This window comes from Micromonospora sp. ATLC20 (genome assembly GCF_057196585.1).
The window spans coordinates 1-24,812 of record NZ_JBXUOV010000066.1 but is presented as its reverse complement, the minus strand read 5'-3'; the positions used below and the strand labels follow the sequence as shown (position 1 = coordinate 24,812).

Here is a 24,812-nt window from a genome sequence, read left to right as displayed (position 1 = left end):
TCACCGCCGGGGTACCGGGGCGAGGCGCGATTCCGGCAGGGAACCGCCGGAGGTGGACACCGCGGCGTCGTACGCGAAGCGCGTCACCGACTCGCCGGTGCGCCGTTCCACCACCCGGCCGAGCAGGTCGTACGTGTAGTGCGTGACCTCGCCGGCCGCGTCGGTGCGCTCGACGAGCTGCCCGGCGGCGTCGTAGACGTACCGCTGGGTGCGGCCGTCGAAGTCGGTCTCGGACACCATCCGGCCGTTCGGGTCGTACGTGTAGCTCCACGTCGCACCGGCCGGGTCGGTGACCCGGACCAGCCGCAGCTCGGTGTCGTACGCGTACTCGGTGCGGTTGCCCTCGTCGTCGATCTCGGCCGTGACCAGGTCGAACGCGCCGTACTCGCGGATCGTCCGGCGGCCGCTGGCGTCGACCCACTCGACCAGGTTGCCCTCGCCGTCGTAGAGGAACTCCTCGACCGAGCCGTCCGGGTTCTCCCGCCAGGCCAGGTCACCCTCCAGCGTCCAGCCGAACTCGGTGAGACCGGTGTCGTCCTGGATGCTGAACAGGCGGCCGAGCGCGTCGTAGGTGTACTCGGTCTCGCCCTGACCGGTGCTCACCGCGGTGATCTGCCGGGCCGTGTTGTGCACGACGGCGGTCGGGCCGACGTGGGTGGTCGTGCCCCGCCCGTCGGCGGCCGGCTGCTCGTACCGGACCACCTCACCGGAGGCGTCCACCTCGGCGATCAGCAGGCCGTCCGGGCCGAACTGGCGGTTGCGGGTGCTGCCGTCGAAGTCGGTCCAGGACACCGCGCGACCGAGTTCGTCGTACGTGGTGACGGACCGGCTGCCGTCCGGCCGGACGACAGCGACCAGCCGCCCGAGCGCGTCGTACTCGCTGGTGGTGGTGCGGCCCAGCGGGTCGGTCGTGGACCGCAGGCGGTACGCCTCGTCCCAGACGTTGCGCGTGGTAGCGCCGAGCGCGTCGGTCTCCGCGACCACCTGGAAGCGGTCGTTGAGGTCGTAGACGCGCACCGCGCCGAGCGAGTCGGTCACCACCGTGCGGCCCGGCCGGTAGTCGAACCGGTAGCGCAGGTAGCCGCCCCTGCCGTCGGTGGCCACGCACCGGCCGGCCTCGTCGTAGGTGTACGTGTACCACTCGCCGTTGCGGTCCTCCCAGCGCACCAGCCGCCCGTCGGCGTACGTGAAGCGCTCGGGGTCGCCCGAGGAGTTCGTCACCTCGATCAGGTTGAGGTCGGCGTCGTAGCCGAACTGCGACGCCGCCATCAGGTCACCGGCCGCGTTGGGCAGGGAGACCATCGTGACCAGTCCGGCGGACGAGGTGAACGCGATGGTGGCGCCGGTGGACGACAGCAGCTGCGTCGGCGTACCCCGGCGGTCGCGCTGGATCGTCCAGCGGACGCCGCCGTCGGTGACGTCGGTGAGCAGCGACTCGGTGTCCGACGCCGCGGCGAACAGCAGGCTGCGGCCGGACGTCGGATCGGTCAGCAACCAGCCGCCGCCCACCAGCCGGCGCAGCGGCAGCGTCCGGCCGGTCTCCGGCTGCGCCACCTCGCCCTCGGCTGGCAGCGGATACGTGAGCAGCGAACCGTCGGCGGCCAGGTACCGGACCTGCTCGCCGTCGACGATGATCCGCTGGTCCAGCGTCGAGGCCCAGGCCCGGCCGAACGACCGGCCCCACCGGTAGTCGGAGCGGTACGTCCGCTCCAGCGTGAGCCCCGGCATGACCGCGTCGGTGTGGGAGAGGATCATCCGGCCGGTGGTGACGTCGATCGGGTCACCCACCGTCGGCGTCTCCGCGGTGGTCTTCGCCACCGCCTCGGGTGCCACGCCGGCGAACGTCTCCGTGGTAGGCGAGAAGTCCGCCATGTCCACGTCGGAGTCGGCGTCGCGGACGGAGGTCATGTCCACGTCGCTGTCGCCGTCGCGAACCGAGGCCATGTCCGTGTCGGAGTCGGTGTCGCGGACGGAGGCCATGTCGACGTCGCTGCCGGGTGCCGGGTCGCTGGTCCGGATGACGACGACCGAGCCGTCGGGGGAGATCGACGGGAGCGTGGCGAGCCCGGGGACCTGGGCGTCCTCGAAGGTGACCCGGCCCTGCCCGTCCTTCGACACGTTGATGACGTGCCCGACGGTCCCCGGACCACCGGGCCGCAGGCCGACGATCGCGGTGGTGCCGTTCGGCATGGCGCCGAGGGCCTCCATCAGACCGCGGATGCTGCCGACCTCGTCGACACTGCGGCCCGGGTACCGCTTCATGACCTCGCCGATCTCCATCGGCTGGGTCTGCGCCGGCACCTGGGTGACCGCGCCGGTCTGCCGGTACGCGTCGACGGCCAGGGTGAGCGGCACACAGTCGACGTTGGCGGCGACGCTGCCGGCGTCCCGGTTGTCGTTGATCCGGCGCAGGTGGTCGCGGTCGACGGCGTTGAGCGTGCCGAGGTCCGCGTCCGTGGCGGCGGTGGCACCGTGCAGGTTGGCGGCCAGCACCCGCAGCGTCGACCCGTCGGTCAACGTGTACTCGTACGACAACTGGTCCCGGAACGAGTCGAGGATCCGGGCCTGCGCGTTCGGGTCGCCCTGCGCCGCCGTCAACTGGTCGGCGAGCGGGGTACGGAACGGGTCGGTGACCGGCGCGGCGGCGCCCCGGACGTCGGTGGTGCCGGTCTGCGGGCCCTGGAAGCCGTACCGGGGATCGCCGTGGCGCCCGCGACGGCTGCTGCCGCCCCGGCGCTCCGGGCTGCGTGACCTGTCGCTACGCGGCGCGACGGTCACGATCCGGGCGTTCGACGAACTCGCCGCCGGGGCCGGCGCGCCGGTGAACTCGGTCTCGGTGTAGTACGGGGCGGTGTCGGTGATCGCGTTGGGCCGCTGGCGCGGCATGATGCTCGCCACCGGGGGCCGGCTCTCGCGGGGCACGAACTCGTCGCCGGCGTATCCCGGCGCGGCCGGGGGGAACCACGACGGGATGTCGCGCCACTTGTCGGCGGCGTCCTGCCTGTGCTTGGCGTGCGCGATGTAGTCCAGCGCGATGGGCAGCGAGTTGACTTCCGACTCGTAGCCGCGGGCGTTCTCCGCGAAGCTCACGATCCGGGCGAAGTCCCGCCCGGCCTCGGACTCGATCTGGTCGAGCCGGATCTGGCCGCGCAGGTACCTGGCGATCTGGCTCGCGGTCCGCCGGCCGCCGCCGCGCTCCTCGGCGATGCGGTTGCCGAGGCCGATGTGCGTCCGCGTCACACCCCGTCGCGTGGTCGTGGTGGTGTTGTAGTAGTTCAGTGCGCCGACCAGCGGCTCGTTCTGGTGGCCGATCGCGTCCGACCGGACACCCGTGTAGGGCCGCGTGCCGATGTGCGGGAACACCGCTTCGCGGATCTCCTGGTAGCTCTGGAACGCGGCGGAGTTCGGATTTTGGAGGTCGGCCCGCGACGCCGGCGCGACGTCGTCGAACCATTGGCGGGCGTGATATCCGACGGCGCCGGCCGGGGTGGAGACCGGCGGCGGCGACGGCGTGTCGCGCATCCGGGTCTCGTACCGCAGGACCCGGCCGTGCTCGTCCAGGATGGCGACCTGCATCTGGAACGGCATGCCGTAGAGCGCGCTCGGCGGCGGCGGTGCCGCGTTCGCAGGCAGGCTGCTCGGTGTCTGGTCGGACGGCGCGGCGAGTGCCGGCTCCACAGCGGCCAGCGGGTGCGGCGTCGCCGGCGCCGGTGTGCAACTGGTCAGGCCCAGCGGGTCGGCCACGGTCAGCGGGTCGCTCACGTACGCGGTCGGGTTCGGCCCGCCTGACAGGCCCAGCGGATCCGGGCTGACGTACCGGCCGGTGGCCGGGTCGTAGTAGCGGAACCGGTTGTAGTGCAGGCCGGTCTCGGCGTCGACGTACTGGCCGGGGAAGGCCAGCGGCGTCGCGGTCCGGTCCGCGCCGCGTCCCCACAGGTCGCCCCGCGACCACCAGCGCAGCCCGCCGCCCGGCTCGACCAGGTGGGTCGGGGTGCCGATGCGGTCGGTGATCACCGCGCGGAGCGTGCCGTCGTCGGTCTGCGCGACCGGCACCGGCGCGTCCGGGCGGTAGTCCCACGTGGTCGTGGTGGTGGCGCCGGTGCCGTCGCGGTGCGTCTGCTCCAGCATCAGGTCACCGGACCAGGCGAAGGACACCTCCTCCAGCACCCGGTCGTCGTCGCCGAGGCGCTGCTTGGCGATACGCCGGCCGAAACCGTCGTAGCGGTAGCGCCAGCGGTCGCCGTCGGGCGTGACGGCCAGGACCATCCGGTCCTCGGCGTCCCACTCGAAGCGCCACGCACCCGCGTCGTCGACCCGGCCGGTGAGGCGGCCCTTCGCGTCGTAGGAGAACGTCGCGTCGTCGGAGCGCACGAGCATGGTGCCGGTGAACTCCCAGCGCCCGCCCCCGGCGCCGACCAGGTTGCCGGCCTCGTCGTAGTCGTACCGCTGCGGGACGTCGCCGTCGACGGTCCGGATGCGGCCGGTGTCGTCGGCGGTGAAGGACTGGTCACCGGCGAGCGAGTCGGCGATCGCGGTGACCCGGTCGGCGGCGTCGTAGGTGTAGCGGCGCTCGGCGGCGTCGGCGATGTGCTGCCCGGTGAGGCGCCCGGCCGCGTCGAAGGTCTGCCGCAGCGCGACCAGGCCGCCGACGGTCCGGCCGATCTCCCGGCCGGCGTCGTCGTGGGTGAAGCCGAGCAGGTGCTCCCCGGCGGTCAGGCTCTCCGGGCGGCCGGCGGCGTCGAACGTCCACCGGCTCGACCGGCCCGACGGCGTGGTGCGCGCCGCGACCACGCCGGAGTCGGTGTACGAGGTGTGCACCGTCCGGCCGTTGATCGTCTCGGACAGCACCCGGCCCTCGGCGTCGCGGGTGAACCGCACCTGCGCGTCCGGGCTGAGCACGGCTGCCACGTGGCCGTCGGCGTCGTACTCGACGCGGGTGACGGCGTCACCGACCCGGCGTTCGACGACCCGGCCCAGCGCGTCCCAGCGGTAGCGGGTGACGGTGCCGGCGGCGTCGGTGTGCGCGACCAACTGGCCCGCTTCGTCGTGCTCGTAGCGCTGGGCACGGCCGTCGAAGTCGGTCTGCCCGCACAGGCGGCCGGCCGCGTCGTACTCGTAGCGCCACGTCCGGCCCGCCGGATTCGTCACCCCGATGAGCCGTAGTTCCGTGTCGTACGTGAACTCGGTGCGGTTCCCCGCCTGATCCACCCGTGCCGTGGGCAGATCGAAGGGGCCGTACTCGAAGCTCACCGCCCTTCCTGATGCGTCGATGACGTCCACCAGATTCCCTTCACCGTCGTAGAACCACCGTTGCGTGGAGCCGTCCGGGCGGACCCGCCACGCGAGATCCCCCTCGGCGGTCCAGCCGTACGTCGTGACCGCGCCGTCCGGGTCCCGGGTCGCCCGGACCCGTCCGAGCGCGTCGAACTCGATGTCGTCCGCGTGTGCGGGCGGGCGCGGCGGGACCGGGTGGGTCGAGCCGTCCGGGAGCGTGAGCGTGCGCGCGCCGTGGTCGAACCGGGTGACGCGACCGAGCGGGTCGGTGCGCGACAGCAGCCGGTGCGCCGCGTCCCACTCCTGCCGGACCGTCCCGCCCAGCGGGTCGACGATCGCGGTGACCAGCCGGCGCTCGTCGAACTCGTACCGGGTCACCCGGCCCAGCGAGTTCGTCACGTGGGTGACGCCGTCGTCGTAGCGCAGCGAGTAGCGCAGGACGTCACCGCCGCCGCCGGCTCGGACGCAGCGGCCCGCCTCGTCGTAGTCGTATCCGAACCACTCGCCGTTGCGGTCCTGCCAGCGCACGAGCCGGCCCGCCTCGTCGTAGCGCAGCCGCGTCTCGTGACCGGAGGAGTTGCGGACCTCGACCAGGCGCCGCCGCTCGTCGTACCCGAAGGTGGGCAGGTGGACCGTGTCGCCCGCGGCGCGGACGTGCGCGCCGACGACCAGGCCGCCGGCCAGGTGCGGCACCACGACGAGGCCGGACGCGGAGAGCAGCAGTTCGGGCGTGCCGTCGCCGGAGCGTTCGATCCGCCACCCGGTGCGGTCGGTGACCACGTCGGTGAGCCAGGAGTCGCCGTGGGCGTCGGCGGGCGCGAACAGCAGCGACCGGCCCGGCTCGGTGAGCAGCCAGCCGCCGCCGGCCAGCCGGCGCAGCGGCCCGCCCGGTCCGGCGACCGGCAGCGCCTCGTCGCCCTCGGCCGGCATCGGGTACGTGTGGATCGAGCCGTCGGCGGCCAGGAACCGCGCGTACGTGTCGTCGGTGACGACGCGCTGGTCCAGCGTGGACGCCCAGGTCGAGCCGAAGCAGCGGCCCCAGAGGTAGTCGGAGCGGTGGGTCCGTTCCAGGGTGAGCCCCGGCAGGCGGGCGTCGACCTCGGTGTAGAGGACCCGGCCGGTGGTGACGTCGACCGGATCGCCGACCACGGGCGCCTGGGCGGTGGGCGTCGCCACCTCGGCGGCGCGCACGTCCACCGGCGGGGCCGGGGCCGGTGGTGGCGGGGCCACCTCGGCCTCGTGCGCACGGTAGGCGTCCCACCAGGCGTTCTCGGCGTCCGTCAGGGCCCGCTCGGCAGCGGCGACGGCGTCCGCGTCCGCGTCGGCCCGGGACGTCAGCCCGTCCAGGCGGGCCGCCGCGGCGGACAGCTTCTTCGCCGCGTCGGCGACGGCGAGCGCCGACGTACGCAGACCCGGAGGGAGATCCCGGCCGGTGACGTCCCGGGCCGCCGCCTCGTCCAGCCGCACCACGAAGCCGCCGGGCACCCGGACCTCCGTGCCGGCCCGGTGCCGGCCGGCCGCGTCGCGGGAACGCGCGACGAAACGGAACTCGACGTCGTACTCGACAGCCGCGGTGAGCTTGTCGTCCGGGTCGGTGCGCCGGGCCGGCTTGCCGGTCGTGCTGGCCGACACCTTGCCCTCGTCCTTCACCTGGGCGCCCGGGTCGGTCCGGTAGAGCTGCTGCTCGACCAGCGTGGCCGCGTTGACGGCGGCGAACTCCTGCCGCTCGCCCACAGTGCTCGCGCCGCCCGGATGGCCGACGCCGCCGACGACGAGCGGCCCGGCCGTCTTCAGCGCGAACGAGCGGCCCGCGGTCTGCTCGTACTCGGTGTCCGCGGCGCGTTTCGCGGAGCCGCCGATCTTCACCGTCGCGTCCGCGCGCAGGAGCTTCGGGCGGGCCACCAGGCGGGCGTCGAGGAACAGGTCGCGGCCCAGCCCGGCCGGCATCGGCAGCGGGTACGCGCCGTTCAGCATCGCCGGCAGTGCCTTGATCCGGCTCACCGTCAGCGTGTCGCGCAGGGCCGCGTCGACGTCGCGGCCGGGTACGGCGCCGGAGGCGACGAGCGCCTGCCGCGCCGCGTCGTGCAGGTCGGACAGGTCGACGAGGACGTCCTCGACGGCGAACCGGCCCGGCTCGGGCAGCCGGTCGAACCCGGCCTCCTCGCGCCATCGCCGCCGGCCCTCGTCGGTTGACTGCCCGGCGGCGACCGGTGTGACCGGGCCGGACGTGGCCAGTTCCCGGCCCTCGGTCGCCGAGTACGTGGTGACGTCGTGGACCGCGTGGACCGACACGCCGCCCTCGGGCAGCCCGCGCCCGGTGACGGTGACGGTGAGGCGGACCGGCCCGCGGTACGTGGCCACCGGGCCGGAGACGGCCAGCGACTGCTCGTACGTACGGGCGGTGCGCTCGATCGCCTTGGTGGCCCGGTTGCCGAGGGCGGCGGTGCCGGTCAGCCCGGCGGCCGCGGTGCCGGAGGCCGGGCCGTGCCCGGTGGTGCGGGTGGCGTCGTCCTGGACCCGGTCGGTCTCGGTGCCCTGCGCCCGCCCGGTCAGCGTGACCTGCGCCGCCGTCTGCGAGGTGGTACGGGTCTGCGCCTCGCCGACCACGGCCCGGTCGGTGACGGACAACTCGTCGACCAGGTCGATGCCGGTGAAGCTCGGCTCTCCCGCGGGCTCGGCGGTGAGCGTGACGTGATACGTGGCGCCCCGGAACCGCCGCTCCAGCCGTACCGTCCCGCTCCGGCCGCCGTTGAGCGCGTCGGCCAGGTGCAGGTGGGCGGCGCCGAGGAAGCCGGTGCTGCCGAGCCCTCGGATCGGGTCGTCCGGGCCGCGGTCCCGGGTGGGCGGCAGGATCGCCTGGGCGAGTTCCTCGCTCGATTCGCGGGCCAGGGCACGCCGCAGGTGCGGGATGCGATCGGTGAGGTCGAGGTGGGTGGTGACGCCGCCGATACCGAGCGACCGTGCCGGTCCGGCCCGGAACTCCGGTTGTGCCGCGTGGGCCGGTGTGCCGGGGCCCGCCGCGTCCTCGTTCTGCCGCTGCTGCGCTTCGCGTACCAGGTCGCGTTCCCGCTGCTGGTGCTCGGCCTGCTCGGCGCGCTCCTGATCCTGCTTCGCCAGCAGCGCGGCCGTGTCGGCTTCGTGCTTCGCGGCCAGATCCTCGCGTTCCTGCTGGTGGGCGGGGCCGGCGTCCGGGCGGGCGTGCTGCCGCCGCAGCAGGTCAGCCAGTTCCGTGGCCTGTTCGCGCCTGAGCCGGGCGACCTGCTCGCGCTGGCCGGCGCGGAGCGTCTCGGTGTTCTCGGCGTGCCGCAGGTGCAGCCGCACGTCGGCGGTGCCGTGCCGGCGGGCGCGGTCGCGGTCCTGGAGTCGCTTCAGCTCCGCCGGGGTCATCCGCATGACGACCGCGCCGGGCAGGGTGAGCCGCCGGCCGGCCCGCCGGGCCGGTGTGCCGGGCCAGCGGCCCAGCGGACGCAGGTTGCTGTCGTGGCGGGCCTCGGCGACCACCTCGGCCTCGACGTCCACCCGTACCAGCAGCTCACGTTCGGCCCGGCCACCGCCGAGGCGCAGCTTGGAGACTCCGGAGGCGCTGCGCTCGCTGATCCGGCCCCACGCCCGCCGCCACGGCGTGACGGACAGGATGACGGCGCCGCCGGGCCGGCCGGTGCTGCCGCCGTGGTCGGCGACCGGCCCGCTGCCCGACGCGACGCCGGTGGCGGAGACGCTCAGCTCGACCGCGCGCGCGTGAGTGGTCTTGCGGGCGGTGCCGCTGGCGAAGGTCCGCTTGACGCGGGCGAACTCGGCGTCGTCGAGCACCGTCGGGTTGGTCGGGCGCAGCCGTACCCGCACGTCGGCGCTAGCGTCGGCGGCCCGGCGGCCGTGCCACAGGTTGCTCAGCGCCAGCGGGCGGCTGAACAGCTCGGCGTCGCCGGTGAGGCGCTCGGGTGACAGCTCGTCGGCGATCACCGTGGAGATCAGGCCGTCCTCGGCGGCGTAGATGTCGTCCCGGGCGGCCTCGCGCAGCGTGTCGGCCACTGCCTCCTGCAACCGGTCGGCGCCGACGAACGACTCCACCCGGCGTCCGTCGAGGTCGTGCGGCCCGCCGGTCATCCGGCTCAGCGGCGGCGGGTACGCCATGCTCTCCACGTCGCGGGGGACCGGGCTGGGCTCGGCGTCCGGGCGCTGCCGGGAGACGCGCGTCTCCGGCACGAGCATGCGCACGTCGAGGCGGTTCGTCCGGGGCCGCGTCTCGGACGCGGCGACGACGGCGGGCACCCCCCGGCCGTACGCCCCGAACGACAGCTGCCGGCCCGCCTGGTTGACCCGGACGGTGGACCGGGTGCTGACGGTGAGGTCGAGGGTGGCGGCGAACTCGCGCAGCCGTACCTCAGTGGGTTTGCCCTCGTCGTCGAGCGCCGGTCCGTGGTCGCTCTCGGTGGACTGCCCGCCGGTGACGGCGCTCTCGTCGGTGGTGCCCCAGGTGAACGCGGCGCGTGGGCCGCCGAGCAGCGTCGACGCGGCCTGGCCCAGCGGGCCCAGGACGCGGGGCTCCAGGCTCAGCTCGGCCGACCGGCTGTCGTCGCGGGCGCTGGTCACCGTGGACCTGGCGGTCCGCTTGTCGGCCGTGCCGATCGTGTCGTGGCCGAGCAGGTCGCCGTCGGACACGTCGCGGAGGCTGCCCTGGACGGTCACCACTGTGACGTGGTCGTGGAACGTGCCGGTGCGGATCAGCGGGATCTTCAGTCCGGGGCCGACGATCCGGTCCGCCAGGTGGCGCAACTGCTCGGGAGAGAGCTGGGTCCGCAGGTCCGTGTCCCGGCTCAGCGCGGCCTGGATCTCGGGGGTCAGCCCGTCGGCGAGCTGCGCGTCGCCGAAGTGCCGCAGCATCTCGTCGCGGGTGGCCAGGCGGAACCGGTCGTGGCCGGGCACCGACCGCACCGCGTCGGCCACCGTCTCGTACAGGCCCCGGTCGCCGACCCGGGTCAGGTACGCGCCGCCGAACGACTCGCCCCGCTCGATGCGCGCCGGTGCGAAGTGGGTCCGGTCGGCGCCGTGCCGTCCGCGCCACTCCCGGCCGTCGAGGTCGAGGGCGGTGCCGGGCAGCCGGTCGCCGGTGGTCCACTGGAGCGCGTCGACGGAACCGGTCAGCATCCGCGGCGCGCGGCCCAGGACGCGCACCTGGACGCCGTACTCGACCCGGTAGCGGACGCCCGGCGCGGTGCCGGTCACCGTCTGCTTGCCGCCGGTCCACTCGGCGATCGTCCGGGTGGCGCCACGCTCCCGGCCGCCGCCGATCCGCGGCCCGACGATCAGGCTCAGCGGCGCGGTGTCCACACCCGCGCCGGCGAGGCCCCACAGACCGAACGGCCGCCTGGTGGCGGCGGCGCTCGTGCTCTCGGCGGCGAGCGTGGACGTGTCGACGTGTGTGAGCCCGTCGACCCGCTCCACCTCCTCGACGTGCCGGGCGACCAGGCGGACCTCGACGTGGCGGGCGCGGCCCGGGAAGAACCGCCGCCAGCCGCTGCGCGCGGCGCGCGGCAGCGAACCCGACCGGACCCAGCCGTCGTGGACGTTCGCCGGGTCGGTGACCACCATCGTGGGCAGGCTGCCGGAGAACGCCGCGTCGCTGAGCAGCTTCTGCATCACCGGGCGGCCGGGCGCGCCGATCCGCACGAGGTCGGCCATGCCGTCCTCGGCGAGGATCGCCTCCACCTGGTCGAAGAACGTGGCGCCCGGATCGGCCGGCCGGCTCCGGACACTCTCCACCCCGAACCGGGCCGGCACCGGCGCGTCGAGCGCACGGTCCGCGGCGGCCGGCGCGGTCGCGTCCGCCGTCCGCAACCCCGTGTGTACGGCGAGAGCGACGGTGCCCGACGTCTCGACCGGGTCGACGGCGGGACGGCCGGGCCGCACGAGCCGTGCGACGAACCGGATCGGCACCGTCACCTCGGTCAGCCCGGTGACCTTGACCGTGGTGGTGGACGTGTAGGTGTCCTTGTGGTCGGCGGAGTGTTCGGTGACCGGTGCCGTCGGCACCGAGCCGCCGACGCCGACGACGACACCGGGCATCGCGGTGACAGTCACCTTCGGCTCGACCCGCCGGTCCCGGTTGTGACGCAGCTTGTGGGTGAGGTTCTCCCGGGTCTTGGCGGTGACCTTGCGCGGGTCGTCGTGGGCCCGGTCCACTGTGAGCGCGTCCCAGTCGAGGACGGCGGTGACCCGCAGCTCCGCCGGGCGTCCGTCGATCGTCACCGGGTACGGGCGGCCCTCGCCGAGGAACTGGTCCACGTCGTCGCGGCTGTCCGCCTCCACGGTGGCGACCACGTCGTCGGACAGGCCGGGATCGAGGGTCCGCAGCGCCGCGCCGAGCGCCGCGTTCTCGGTGGCCCGTAGCTGTTCGGCGAGGCCGAGGGTGCGGCTGTCCCGCAGATAGGACGGCAGGCCCCGGCGCACCGCGTCGGGCGACGGCAGCGGCGCGGTGGTCCCGGTGGCCGACGACGTCCCGCCCGCGGTGTCCTCTCCGGTGGTGGTCTCTTCCGCGGTGCCGTCCTCGTCGGTCGACCGGGTGGCCGGGGTGTCGGCCGGCGGGTTCGCCGGGTCGTCGGGCGTGCCGGGGCCGTCGTCGCTGTCGTGGACGCCGAAGCCGCCGAAGCCGCCGAAGTCGTCGTCGCCGTCGCCGAACAGGTCGAAGCCGCCGGAGTCGCTGCCGCCGTCGGAGTCGTCGTCGGTGTCGCTCGTCGAGGTCGTCGACGCCGGCACGTGGGGCGCGTAGGTGACGTGGCCCGCCGGGTCGATCGTGCGGACCAGTTCCAGCCGGCCCCGCGGCCGGGCGCCGACCACCGGGTAGTCGCGGGGCGTCCCGGCCGGGTCGTCGTACACGACGAGGTGCACCTGGGTGCCGCGGGCGGCAGCGAACTCGACCACGTCGTGCGCGTTGGCGATGCGCTGCCGTTCGGCGTCGTCGATCGGCGTGTCGCGGCGTTGCGGCCCGGCGTCGGGGGCGAGTACGGCGCGGACGAAGTGGCCGTTGTCGTACGGGTTGCGCTGCCGCATCGCCGCGGCCTCGTCGAGGCTCATCGTGTCCCGGCCGGCGTGCAGTGTGCTCATCCGCAGGGCGTCCGCGTCGCTCCCGGGCAGGCCGCCGGCGATCGCGTCGTAGAGGGACCCCGATTGCCGGCCGAGCCCGCCACGGTCGGCGATGGCGGTGGCGGCGGCGAACTCCTGCTGGACGGTCCCGGAGTCGTTCGACGTCGCGACGAGGTGCGCGGCGACGAGGCGCTGGCTGTTCGGCAGGCCCACGGTCCGGGCCGGCCGCGCCGGGTCCAGGTCGGGATCTACCTCGGGCGGGACGTCCGGCGTCGGGGCGGTGCCCGGCGCCGGCAGCGAGACGGCGGTGACGTACCTGTTGTGTGGTTGCGCGCCGAGCTGCCGCAGCTGCTGCGGCGTGAGGGTCTCCTGCCACGTCCACGACGGGCCGGGCACCACGTCGGTGGGCGCGGCGAACGGCTTCGGGGCGGCGACTGCGGGCTTGCGCAGTTCGGCCCGGTACTCCTTGAAGCCGGTGCCTTCGGTGTAGAACAGTTGCCGGTTGACGTTCGTCGGCACGGCGTGCGACTGCGGCAGGAAGTTGCCGACGGCGAAGTCGGCCGCGAGCCGGGACAGGTCGGTGGGCGTGGCAGCGCCCACGAAGTCCGTCATGAAGGCCAGGTCGCGGTCGGGATGCCTGTTGTTCTGCGAGTCGACCTGGACGTCGACGGTGAGGACGTCCGCCGGCAGGCCGGCCGGCGTCGCCGCGCCGTGGGCGACGGCCAGCTCCTCGCCGTACGCCTGGTGCAGGCTCTCGGCCAGCAGGAGGAACTCCGCGCCCGCCTCGCCGAACCGGACCTCGGGCCGGCCCAGCGTGAGCAGGCCGTCGACGAACAGGTTCGGCTCCGGCGAGTACGGCAGCATCGGGTGGACCGTGGCCTGCCGGTCCCGGGAGCGCATGTCCTCGTCCACGGCGGTGGCGAAGTCCCGGACGAAGGCGTCCCGGCCGGCCGGTGTGCCGAGCTTGGCGAGGCCGTTGCGTACGGCGGCCAGCTTCTGTTGCTCGGTCGTGCGTTCGCTGCCCGCGGGGAGCCCGGCGATCCTCGCCTGGTGGTCGCGTGCACGTCGTTCCAGCCGCTCCCGGGTACGCCGGATCAGCTCCTCGGTGTCGCCGACACGGTAACCGCCGGAGATCATCAAAGGGCGGGCCGGTGGCTCGTCGTGCGGTCCGGTCGACTCCGGGTCGAAGCGGGTCCGGCGGTCGATGCGGTCGAACACGTGGGTGCCGTCGGCCGTCGTCCGGGCACCCCTGTCGAAGTCCTGGATCGACACGTACGGGTAGCGCCGGGACTCGCCGTCCGGGCCGCCCTGGGCGAGGCCCTGGATCGCCGCCACCGTGTCCGGGTCGCGGAGCACCTGGTTGCGGGTGCGGCCGTACGGGAACTTGTCGTTCTTCGTCCCGACCGCGTAGCCGTTGACCGCCACCGGCACGTCGAGGTCCTCGGCGAGCCGGGCGGCCCGGGCGACCGCGTCCCGGAAGGCGAGGTCCGGCACCTCGGCGGTGGTGTTGACGCCGAAGACGAACGCGACGGTGGTGCCCGGGGCGAGCCCCTCGGTGATGGCGCGGACCACCTCGGGGATCTGGTCGACGTCGTCGGCGGGCAGCATCGAGTTGACGACGAACCCGATGGGCGCCCCGTCGTCCTTGAGGTCGGCCGTCTCCTGCCGGTAGTTGCCCGGGCCGACGTCGCGGGTGTGCCGGGTCAGCTCGTCGAACCGCGCGTTGCGGCCGCCGGGCACCCGTACCGGCTGGAAGCGGACCGGTGCCGTCCGGGGCGGCAGCCCGCCACGGTCGGGCGAGAGCACGTCGCGTTGCTGACCGGCGATCCGGTGGACGTTGCGCGCCAGCAACCGCGGATCGTTGCCGGGCTGCCGCGTGGTGGTCGCCATCAGCGAGTTGTCGCCCTTGACGAAGGTGCCGTCCAGGGCGCGGTCCGCCACCGAGTACTCGTCGCGCAGACCGAGGAAGTGCCCGATCTCGTGCGCGAGGTCGAGGTCGGAGGAGTGCGTCGACCAGGTGGTCTGGGTGGTCGGTGCCGGGGTGCCGTGCAGCGCCACGACGGCGTGCGCCTCGCTCGGCCGGGTCACGAACTCCACTGTGACGTTGAGCTGATCGGCGCCGATCCGGAAGCCCTGGTTGTAGATCGCGTCGACCGCGTCGCGTACCCGGGTCTCCACGTCCGGCCGGGCATCCGCCGCCGCGTCGTCCCGGGCGTCCAGGAAGACCTTGACCGTGAAGTCCTGCACGTTGCGGTCGCCGAGGTCCAGCACCCGATGGTCGTACGCGATGCGGTTGTCCACCGCGTCGAGGCGCAGGCGGGGCCGGTCGCCCGCCGGAACGGTCAGGCCGGCCCGCTCGTACGAGCGCGCGACCACGTCGGGCACGCGGGTGTCGGGATGGAGCCCACGGTCGACGACGTCGTACGCGCTGGTGTTCGCGATCCGCCGCGGCGCGGTGTCGTGCTGCTCGGCGCGGGCCTGGGCGATCTCGTCGCGGGTCTTGGGCGTGGGGAACCGGTCCGGCAGGACTCCCGGGACGCGCAGGGTGTTGTCGACCGGGGGAGCGCCGGGTGCGGCGTCGGTGTGCCGGCGGGCGTCCGGGTCCAGCGACAGGCCGGTGACCGTGGCGAGGGCCTGGTCGACCTGGTCGGAGCCGGTCTGGCCGAGGGCGTCCCGCCACCCGTCGAAGTACGTGCGGACTCCGCCGTCGTCGTCCTGGACGAAGTCCCGCACCGTGGCGGGGTCGCCGCCGGTGCGCAGGTACTCCGACGCGTTCACGAGCAGGTCGTGGCCGTCCTGGGGGAACGACGCGGGCTCGTGATCCCACGGCCGGGTGTCACCCGCGGACCCGGTCACGGAGAGCGTGGCCTTGCCCGCCGTGAGCGCCTCCTGCCAGGTGTTCGCGCCCTCGGTGACCACGAGCGTGGCGCGGTCGCGGAGCCCGGCCATCTGCTCGGATGTGATGCGGGGCAGCGCGGCGACGTGGACGTCGGCATTGCTCGTGGTGAGGACCCGCTCGTCGTTGCCGAGGACCAGGACGACGGTCTTCCGGTCGGGCCGGGCTGCGGCGGCCAGCCGGTCGACGACCTTCTGGTGCGGGGGCGTGTCGGGCGTGTCGCCGTAGTAGACGAGCACCACGTCGGTGGCGTCGTCGTCGACCATTGTCGCGAGGTCGTCGGCCCCGGGAATGCCGGTGGCGGTGATGACGTCCCGGGCGGGCGGCGGATCGGCGGGCGGCGGGCGGCGGTAGGCCGGCACCCCGGTCGAGGTCTCGTCGAGTCTCGCCTTGACCGTCCCGGTGGTGCTGCGGACCTGCCGGGGGAACTGGTCCCACAGGAACGGCTGGAGCGTGACGACGTCGTGGTGCCGGCCGCCGGCGGCGTCGCGCAGCGGACCGGCCCACGCCTCCTGGAACCACTCCTGTTTCTGCTCCGCGGTCCACTCCGAGCCGTCGTCGTTCTTCGGTACGTCGACGGCCGGCAGCACGGTCAGCACGTCGCCCTCGGGGAGCAGGCGGGTGGCGAACTCGTCCATGCGCAGGCTCTGGGTGTTGCCCTGCTCGCGGATCTTCTTCTCCCGGAACTCCTTCTGCCGGTCCACCTGCCACGCCTTGGCCCGTGGCGCGCCGGGCCAGTCCGTCGTCTTCCAGGCTTCCTCCCGCGTGCCCTGCGGCCCCTGCGGTCGCATGACGACGTCCATCCCACCGCGGTGGCCGGTCCACTCCCGGTGGAACAGGTCGTACGAGCCCGCCGGGGTCTCGAACTCCTCCTGCCGGCCGAGCTGCTCGGCGTAGTAGGGCGTCTTGTTGCCGGGATAGGTCAGCACGACCGTGCCCCGGTAGCCGGTGGCGGCCAGCCCGTCGAGCATCGCGACCGTCGCGGCCTGGTGTCCCACGCCGGGCGACCCCTGGTCCACGACGTGCACGACGACGTACTTCTCGTTCAGCCTCTGGCCGACGGGGGTGGGCGAGGGCCGCGGGTCGCGGTGCCGCAGAGTGGCGGGTGAGAGGTCCGTCGGGGTCAGGTCGACGGCCTGGGTCGTGGGACCGGCCGATGGCGGTGGCGGCATGCCGGGTGGTGGCGGCATGCCCGGCGGTGGTGGCGGTGGGGGCATGCCCGTCATGCCGGGCGGTGGTGGCGGTGGTGGCGGCATGCCCGTCATGCCGGGCGGTGGCGGTGGTGGCGGGGCCGGGGCACGGGACGGGATCTGCGGGTTCGGACGCGGGGCCGGCGTCTGGTCGTGCGGCGTCTGCGGGGCCGGCAGGTCGCGCACCGGCCCGGCGGTCAGCGCGGCGTCGTGGATCGTCGCCAGATCCTGCTCGGTGAGATAGCCGGTCGGCCCGGCCGAGGCCGCGGCCTGCTCCGACGACGTCGGCAGGGCGCCGACGTCGAGGCCCATCACCCCGGGACGGTCGACTGTGGTGAACAGGTGCTCGGGGGCCTGGTGACCCTCCTTGGCGCCGAGGTAGTGCATCACCTCGTGCACCATCACCGAGAGGCGGTCCCCGATGTTCCACAGGTGCTGGTCGGTGCTCACCCCGGTCTCCGAGGTCACCTCGACCGGCGGGTTACGGCGTGGATCCGCCTGCCAGTCGCGGGTCATGCCGTCGCGCCACGGCGGCGTGTCGACGACCAGGTCGATGTGCAGCAGCCGGCCGTCGGGCAGCGTGTAACGGCTGTTGACCATGTCGTCGACGGTGCGCTGCACCGCCGCCGCGAAGTCCCGCAACTCCCGGGGGGACATCTGGTCGTTCTTCGAGACCAGATCCAGGTGTACGTCGAACGACCGGTAGTCCCTGCCGTCGGCGGTGAACTCCCGCGTGGTGAAGTCGATAGTCGTGATCTCGCCACGCAACAGGTGCGTGCCCGGGACGACGGTGTCCTTCCACGGCACGTACCGCTCGGTGCGCAGGCGCTTCGGTTCCGCGCTCGCCTTGGCCTGCCGGAACTGCGGGCTCGGCTCGGCCCGGGTGGGTGCGGAAGGGTCCGCGACGGCGAGCGGCGGTGCCTGCACGCTCGGCGACCCGTCCGGCGTCGGTTCGGCGGTGTCGTCCCGCCCTGCCGTCGGTCCGTCCGGCGTCGGTGCGGTGCCGACGGCGCTCGTGTCCGTGGCGTGGTCCGCCACCGTGTCGCGGCCGGTGGCGTCCACCGTGGCGTCCGAGTGGACGGCGTCGGGTGCGGCGTCGGTGATCGGGCCTGGTACCGCGACCGCCTGCTCTCCGGTGGAGGGCATGCCGGCACCCGGATCGGTGGCCGGGGAGGCGACCACGGCCGGACCGTCGACCGAGATGCCGTCGACGGGTGCCATCGGCGGTGGGGGTGCGGCGCCGACGACGTCGCCAGAGGGAGCGCTCGGCTGGCCGCTGGTGGTCGAACCCGACGACGGCGTACCGGTGGTCGATGTGCTCGTGGTCGACGTGCCGGTGCTCGGCGCGCTGGTCGGTGCGGTGGTGCCCGTGGTGCCGGCGCTCGGTGTGGCGGTGCCCGGCGTGGTGGGCGTCGGTGTGCCTGCGCTCGGCGTGGCGGTGGACGGAGCGGGACCGGCCGGGACGGCCACCGGGTCGGCAGTGGTGGCGGGCGAGGTCACGGGAGCCGGGGTCTCGGCACCGGCTGTTCCGCCGCTCGACGTCGGAGTGTCGAAACCGGGGAGTCCGCCGCCGTAGGGCGCGGCGACGTCGGCGCCTGCCGCCGGGATGCCGGTCGCGGACGTACCGGTGCCGGTGCTCGCCGGGTTGCCACCCGGCGTGCCCGCCGAGTCGGCGCGCGGTGTCGTGGCCTCGCCGCCTGCGGCCGGGCCCGGCCCGGTGGCGACACCGCCGACCGCACGCGGGTCGGCGCCGACGCCCGGACCGGCTGTGCCGGGCCCGCTCGTGGTCTGCCCTCCGGCGCTGTCGGGGCTCGTGCTGCCGGTCGGTACGCCCGCTTGCGACCCGTCGCGGACCTGACCACCGGCGGTCTGACCATCTGCGGTTGGACCGCTCGCGGTCTGGCCGCCCGGGGTCTGGCCGCCGGCGGTCTGGTCCCCGGGAGGCTGGCTGCCCGTGGCGGTGTTTCCGGCGCTGCCCTGACCGGTGCCCTGGCCGCCCGCGCCCGGGTCACCGGAGCCCTGATGCGCCGGCCCCTGACCCTCGGCGTCGCCCGGGCCGGACCCCTGACCGGCACTGCCTCCGGCGGCCGGGCCGCCCGAGGGCTGCGGACCCGGGCCGCCGCCCTGACTGCCCGGGCCGGCGGAGGAGCCGACGGGCGGGGGCACGGGTGGTCCGTCCACGGCCGTGGGTGGAGGCGTGGGAGCGGTGGTCGTGAGGTTCTTCGTCTCGATCGTCGGCGGTGGCGAGCCGGCACCGGCACCCGGGCCGTAGCTCTGGCCGACCACTGTGGCGTAGTGGTGGGCCATTCCGCCGATCATCGACGAGCTCATGGTGGCCCACGGGTTGAAGCCGCCGCCGCCGACCATCATGGTGAACAGGCCCTCGAACAGCGTCTCGGCGAGCGCCGACAGGCCCTCCCGCGACAGGACGCTGTTGTTGATCTTCGGGAAGAACTTGCCGCCGATCATCTGCACGCCGCTGACGCCCGCGCCGATGAACGCGCCACCGGCGAACGCCATCGCCAGGTCCTTGTAGTCGAGGGACTTGCGGTTGCCCTCGATGATCTGCGTGACCTGGGCGGCGGCGCTCTGCCAGAGTTCCTCCAGGCCCTCCTGGAACGCCTCCCAGGCCAGCCGCATCAGCATGTTCTGCAGCCGCTGGCGGAACAGGCTGATCAGCGCCCCGACGATCTCCTGACCGATCTTGATCAGAGCGGGCACCGCTGCGGCGCCGAAGCCGGAGGCCAGCGCGATGGCGATCTCCACGACCTGGGTGAAGGCCGCGATGACGATGTTGTACTGGGTGTTCTCCGAGTCCAGCGCGAAGTTGTAGGCCGACCCGCCCAGCGCCAGCGCGATGTTGCCGCCGGCCGGCACGTTCTTGGTGATACCGACCTGGTACTGCTGGAACGCGTCCATCGCCGGGCCGGACAGGCTCCCGGCCAGCCCGTAGCCGAGGTTGGCGGTGGCGCCCATCCCGTTGAGGATGGTGCTGCTGAGTGCGTACAGCTCGTCGCCCATGGCTCGTAGGGCGGCGGGGTCGGCCTTCGGGTACTCCTCGCCGACGGCGACGAGGATCAGGTCGTACGCCCACTGCCACTGCGGGTCGTTGGGGATGTGGAAGTCGGGCATGTCCTACCGGGCGCGGGTGGGTGGCTCAGGCGCCGGGGGTGATCGGGGTGGGCGTGCCGTCCGGCGAGTAGCTCAGGTACAGCGGCTGGTAGCCGGGCGCGGTCGGGTCCACGGTCGGGTTCTCCTTGACCACGAAGAACCGGCCCTGTCCGGGATCGATCGCCGTGCCGTCGGGTGTGGTGACGGGGGTGCCGGTCAGCGGGGTGATCGAGTCGTAGAGGTTCGCGTCCACCCGCGTGCTGCCGTCCTCGAACGGGTTGAGCGCGATCAGCCGGTACCCCTCGGGCAGCGGCCGGCCGCCGACGTGCGCGGTCGCGTACTCCGGCCGGGCGAAGTAGGACGAGATGGCCGGAGTGGCGGCGGCGAGCGGGGTCAGCGGCTCGGCGGGCTCCAGCGGCAGCATCGGGGTGCCGTACTGCCGTGGGGCGAGCCGGGCCTGCTCGGCGACCGGTTCCGCGACCGCCCGGCGGCGGGACAGCAGATGGGGCCGGCGCGGCTCACCCTCCGCGGTGGGCTCCAGCACCGGGCCCGCCACCGCCCGCCTCGCGTACGTGGGGCCGTCCAGGCGGTCGAAGTCCTTGGCCATCTTCCGGCTGACGTCCAGGGCGGCCTCGTCCGCCTCCCGGTACGCCCGGCCGCTCTCCGTGAGGCCCTGGGCGGTGTAGTGCAGGGTGCCCTTGACGCCGCCGATGATCGCTTCGAGGTTGTCCAGGCCCTCCAGGAACTTGGTCGAGAACTGCTCGCCCATGTCGTCGTCGCCCCAGGCGTTGGCGTACCGGGCGCGCAGGGCGGTCAACTGGGCGAGGTAGGACTCGTAGAGCTGCACGTGCGACTCGTACGCCTTGCCGAGCCCTTCCACGCCGTCCGGGTCGACCCACAGCCGTCCGCCGGGATTGTTGCTGATCATTCGGGCCCCCGGGTCAGGAGTTCCCGCACGCTCGTCACCATGCGGGGTTCCTTGGGCAGGAACGCGTCGGCCCCGGCCTGGCCCCGGACCAGCTTGTGGGCGTCGAGGCCGTCCGGCAGCACCGGCGCCAGCACCTCGGCCGCCTGGTTCATGACCTGTTCCTTGGCGTCGGCGTAGGTGTCCAGGATGAGCCGGGTCAAATCGGCGGTGGTGAGCCGCTTGTGGGCGCCGGAGGGGAACTGGATGTCGGTCAGCACGCCGTTCTGGCCGACGGTCACGCTCACCTCGCGCCGTGGTGACGTCGCGGTGGCCGAGAGGGCGCTCATCCGGGCCTGCATCTCGGCCAGGCTGTTGCGCTGTCGCTCGTACTCCTGGAACAGGCCTTCGATGCGCTCGCTGTAGTTCACGACGGACCACTCCCTCGACGTCGCGGTCCAGTGAAGACGCCGCCGCGGTCGCGCCGGAACTCCGGCCGGGGATCAGTGCATGAAAGTGCAACCACTCTTCCCGGGCTGTCGGCCGGCGCCGCCCGTTCCGGGGGCGCTGCCGTGCAATGTTGGGTGACGTTCGGACATGGTGGTGCGACCGGGTTGCCGCCGGGCACGGCCGCGGATCAACACTCTTCCCTGCCACCTTTCCCTGACACGAGGAGTCCGACCGTGACGATGCCGATCGTCAGCACCACCGAAGAGGGTATGCAGCGGGCTGCCCAGGAGTTCTCCGACAAGGCCACCGAATTCACCGGCCAGCTGCGCGCGGTCAACGGGCAGATGGCCATCCTGATCTCCTCCTGGACCGGCCAGGCGTCGCAGGGATTCAACCAGGCCATGGACAACTGGGAGAACGCCTTCCAGCGGGTGATCAACGAGCTGCTCAACATGCTCGAGGTCATGGGTGTCACCACCAAGGGCTACCAGACGGCCGAGGACGAGGCGTCGAGCGTGGCCAACTCCTTCGGCGCGGCCCTGCCGGGCATCTGAGCCGCACCCCGACCGCCCGATCTCCCGAGAGGACCGACATGTCCAACTACACCTTCGACTTCGTGCAGGCAGACGCCGTACTGACCGACATGAACCGCATCAACGGCCAGATCCAGTCGTCGCTGGAGGGGATGGAGCGCACCGTCGAGGCCAGCCTCGCCCAGTGGACCGGTGCCGCCCAGGAGCAGTACAAGGTCTCGAAGCTGGCCTGGAACCAGGCGGCCGACTCGATGGTCGGCTACCTGGAGCAGGCCCGCCAGACTCTGCTGCAGATCTCCGACAACTACGGCACCACCGAGCAGCGTCACGCCATGATCTGGAACGACGTCCGAGGCGGCTGATCCGCTCGACGGCCGCCGCGGACGCGGCGTGTCGTCCGTCCCCGGCCCGGTGCGCCAGACGACCCGGGCCGCTGGGGTCTGTGCCAACGATCCGCCGTCGACACCCGAGTGGAGTGAGCTCCTTGGCCCGCATTGACTGGGGATACCCCAACGACAAAGCCATCAGCGCGATGAACGCCTACGGCATGGGCGACGCCGCCATCGGGAAGCCGGAGGGCACGACCCAGGCGGCGCACGACTCCTGGATGGCCTTCTACAACAAGCACCAGAACAACCGCACCGGGGTGAACTACGAGCGGTGGAAGGACGAGGTCCGCGCGGAGCATCCGGAGTGGATCGAGGCCCGCGACTGGTACGACAAGAACATCCTCGACACCGACGGCTGGAAGAACCTCGTCAAGACGTACAAGGACAACATCACCGACCCGTCGAACGTGACGCCGCCCGCGTTCACCGACCAGTCCGACTGGATCGACGACAAGATCTCGACCGGCTCGGGCTTCAAACCGCCGGCGATCAGCCCGACGTTCAGGGGTGACACCGCCTCGACCAGTGGCGTGGCGGTCAACACCGCCGCCCTGAAGTGGTTCGCGGAGGACGTGCTGGGCCGCATCACCGGCGCCGGGAAGATCCTGCTCACCACGGCCGACCAGGTGGGCGCGATCGACCCGCGTCCGGGCGCCTTCGCCCGGGCCGAGGTGCTGCGGCAGGCGATCGTCGGGGCGACGGCCCAGGACGGCGGCGTCAAGGGCGACATGAAGGACATGCTCGTCAACATGAACACCGCCCTGCTCGCGGTGCAGGCCGCCCTGCTGAAGATGGCCGCGGAGTACGAGAACCTCGAAGAGCTCAACGCGCTCACCACCGACAAGCTCAGCGAGATCATGGGCGACTCCTTCAATGGTCTGGAGAACCTGAAGACCTACGGCCAGAAGATCGTCAAGACCGACGGAAACTGACGCGGGCGAACAGGTCTCGCCGCTCGCGAAGAGGGACAGGGCATGGGCAACGGTCTCGGTGACAGCAAGCTCGACGGGTGGAACGATCCCGCGGAGGAGGCGGCCACCTTCCCACCGAAGGTGGTCCCCGTCAGCGACCTGTACGACTACCGGACCTGGGCGAAGGAGACCCGGGGCTGGCGGAAGCTCGAGGCCGCGGTGAACGGCGGCGCCGCGCTGACCACCGAGAGCGGGCGGGACCACGCCGAAACGCTGGTGAGTGTGCGGTCCGTCGTCGAGACCGCGCAGGCCTTCCAGGCGACCCAGGACCTGCTGATCTGGCTCGAACAGACCATCCGTACCGCTGTCACCTCGATGGTCGGCGACGACAAGGCGTGGAAGGGGCCGGCGGCCAACGGGTTCCGCGACAAGATGAACTACTACGCCGACCTGCTCGGCAAGCAGGCAGAGCACCTGGCCGGCGGCGCAATCCCGGACCCCACCACGGCGGCCAACAGCATCAACTCCTCGACCAACCGCAACTCGCTGCCGTCGCAGCTCTACGACGCCGCCAACCATCTGTCCTGGGCCCAGCAGACGATCGCCTACCTGGACCGCGCCTGGGCGTCGATCGCCTCGGACAACGGCGTCGGCAGCGGCAGCGGCCCGGTGCCGATCAGCGGCACCGAGTACGAGAAGCCGATGGCCCAGCAGATGTCCGAGGTCGTCCACACGGTCGCCGAGAAGTACAGGATGACCACCGACAAGGCGGCGACGTCCACGGTCAGCGTGCCCACGCCCAGCATCAACGTGCCGACGGGCCCGCCGATCCCGTCGCCGACCTTCACGACGCCGACGTTCACGACCCCGCCGGGGCTCACCCCGCCGGGCTTCACCACGCCGCACATCGGCGGCATCACCACGCCGGCCGTCAGCGCGCCGCCGAACATCACGGTTCCCACGATCACCCCGCCGAACCTGGCCGGCATCGGTGGCCCGGGTCCCGGCCAGGGGCCGGGAGGAATCACCCCGCCGGCGTTCTCGGGTCCCGGTGAGATCGGTGGCCCCGCGCCCGGCGGCGGGGGCGGTGGCAGCGGGCTGCCCGGCTTCGACGCACCGGGCATCAACGGGCCGGGCGGCGGCTTCCCGGGCGGCGGCGGGGTACCGGGCGGTGGCGGACTACCGGGCGGCTTCGTCCCTGGTGTCGTACCGCCGGGCATCAAGCCGCCGGGCTCGGCCAACCTCGGCGGGGGTGCGGGCGGCGCCGGTTCGGTCAAGCCGCCGTCGTTCTCCGGACCGGGCACCGTGGGCGGACTGAAGCCCGGGGCGGGCGTGGGCGGCATCGGCACCCCCGGCGGCGGGTTCACCGCGCCCGGTGTCCCGGGCTTCGGCCCGCCCGGCGGCGCGAGTCCCGGTGCGGGCGGCAGTCCCGGGCTGCCGGAGAAGCCGGACGCGAACGGGCTGCTCGGCAACAGCGACGACTTCGCCCCCGGTGCCGTCGACGGTGTGGACATCCCTGCCGCTCCCGGTGGCGCCGTGCCCGGTGGCGGCGGCTTCCAATCGCCGATGATGCCGGGCATTCCCGGCGCGGGCGCTCCCGGTGCCGGTGCCGGTGGCGGCTCCGGTGTCCCCGAGGCGCCGGATGCCAAGGGCCTGGTGGAGGGCGACGAGGCGGACTGGCGGTCACCCGGGTTCGACGGCGTGCAGGTTCCCGGCGCACCGGCCGGCGTCTCGGCCGGCGGCGCCGGGCTGGGCGCCGGCATGCCGCCCATGCCCGGCATGCCGGGACCCGCAGGTGGCGCGACGAACCCCGGTGGGACCGAGTCGCCCGACGCCCGGGGACTCGTCAGCGGAGACCCCGAGAACTGGGGACCGGTGGGCGTGGACGCGGGCGTGCCGGACGGGTCGGGCGGCGCGCCGGCCGGTGGCGACGGGCTCGGCGTCGACGGCCCGCAGATCCCCGCCGCGCCCGTGGCTCCGGGCGTCGGCGTCGACTCGCCGGTCACGGCGCCGGCCGGTGCCGCGATGCCGATGATGCCGGGAGCGCCGGGCGCGCCGGGCGCCGGTGCGGGCG

The 24,812-nt window shown here is 73.6% G+C and carries 6 protein-coding genes and 1 pseudogene; 4 read left to right on the top strand and 3 right to left on the bottom strand.

The window, feature by feature from the left end:
* Genes AC2CHG_RS15955 through AC2CHG_RS15945 form a run of 3 tightly spaced genes read right to left on the bottom strand, consistent with a single transcriptional unit; the run spans position 1 to position 20,886 of the window.
* Positions 1 to 19,572 carry a DUF6531 domain-containing protein gene (locus AC2CHG_RS15955; RefSeq protein WP_484525018.1) on the bottom strand — a complete coding sequence of 6,524 codons (19,572 nt, stop codon included), beginning with the start codon at positions 19,570 to 19,572 and terminating at the stop codon, positions 1 to 3.
* Between the two features lie 25 nt (positions 19,573 to 19,597).
* The gene (locus AC2CHG_RS15950; RefSeq protein WP_262015030.1) at positions 19,598 to 20,479 is read right to left on the bottom strand and encodes a WXG100 family type VII secretion target; all 882 of its coding nucleotides are present in this window, start codon (positions 20,477 to 20,479) and stop codon (positions 19,598 to 19,600) included.
* A complete protein-coding gene (locus tag AC2CHG_RS15945; RefSeq protein ID WP_262015029.1) occupies positions 20,476 to 20,886 on the bottom strand; it encodes a YbaB/EbfC family nucleoid-associated protein in 411 nt (136 codons plus the stop codon). The genes AC2CHG_RS15950 and AC2CHG_RS15945 overlap by 4 nt, the downstream gene beginning before the upstream one ends.
* A 252-nt stretch (positions 20,887 to 21,138) precedes the next feature.
* Between AC2CHG_RS15945 and AC2CHG_RS15940 the strand changes: the two genes are divergently transcribed.
* From AC2CHG_RS15940 to AC2CHG_RS15925, 4 genes and pseudogenes are all read left to right on the top strand, one after another.
* Positions 21,139 to 21,459 (top strand): WXG100 family type VII secretion target, encoded by a 321-nt coding sequence (locus AC2CHG_RS15940; RefSeq protein WP_091416604.1) that lies wholly within the window; start codon positions 21,139 to 21,141, stop codon positions 21,457 to 21,459.
* A 38-nt stretch (positions 21,460 to 21,497) separates the two neighbouring features.
* Positions 21,498 to 21,800 carry a WXG100 family type VII secretion target gene (locus AC2CHG_RS15935; RefSeq protein ID WP_262015028.1) on the top strand — a complete coding sequence of 101 codons (303 nt, stop codon included), beginning with the start codon at positions 21,498 to 21,500 and terminating at the stop codon, positions 21,798 to 21,800.
* Positions 21,801 to 21,970: 170 nt separating this feature from the next.
* Positions 21,971 to 22,759, top strand: a complete 789-nt coding sequence (locus tag AC2CHG_RS15930) for a hypothetical protein (RefSeq protein WP_484525017.1) — start codon at positions 21,971 to 21,973, stop codon at positions 22,757 to 22,759.
* Positions 22,760 to 22,801: 42 nt separating this feature from the next.
* Positions 22,802 to 24,812, top strand: a pseudogene (locus AC2CHG_RS15925) (hypothetical protein); the annotation flags it as partial.

What these genes read in the sequence shown, in the direction of transcription:
- AC2CHG_RS15930 (WP_484525017.1), top strand. Translation starts at nt 21,971, where the DNA reads ATGAACGCCTACGGCATGGGCGACGCCGCCATCGGGAAGCCGGAGGGC.
- AC2CHG_RS15955 (WP_484525018.1), bottom strand. Translation starts at nt 19,572, where the DNA reads ATGCCCGACTTCCACATCCCCAACGACCCGCAGTGGCAGTGGGCGTAC.
- AC2CHG_RS15950 (WP_262015030.1), bottom strand. Translation starts at nt 20,479, where the DNA reads ATGATCAGCAACAATCCCGGCGGACGGCTGTGGGTCGACCCGGACGGC.
- AC2CHG_RS15935 (WP_262015028.1), top strand. Translation starts at nt 21,498, where the DNA reads ATGTCCAACTACACCTTCGACTTCGTGCAGGCAGACGCCGTACTGACC.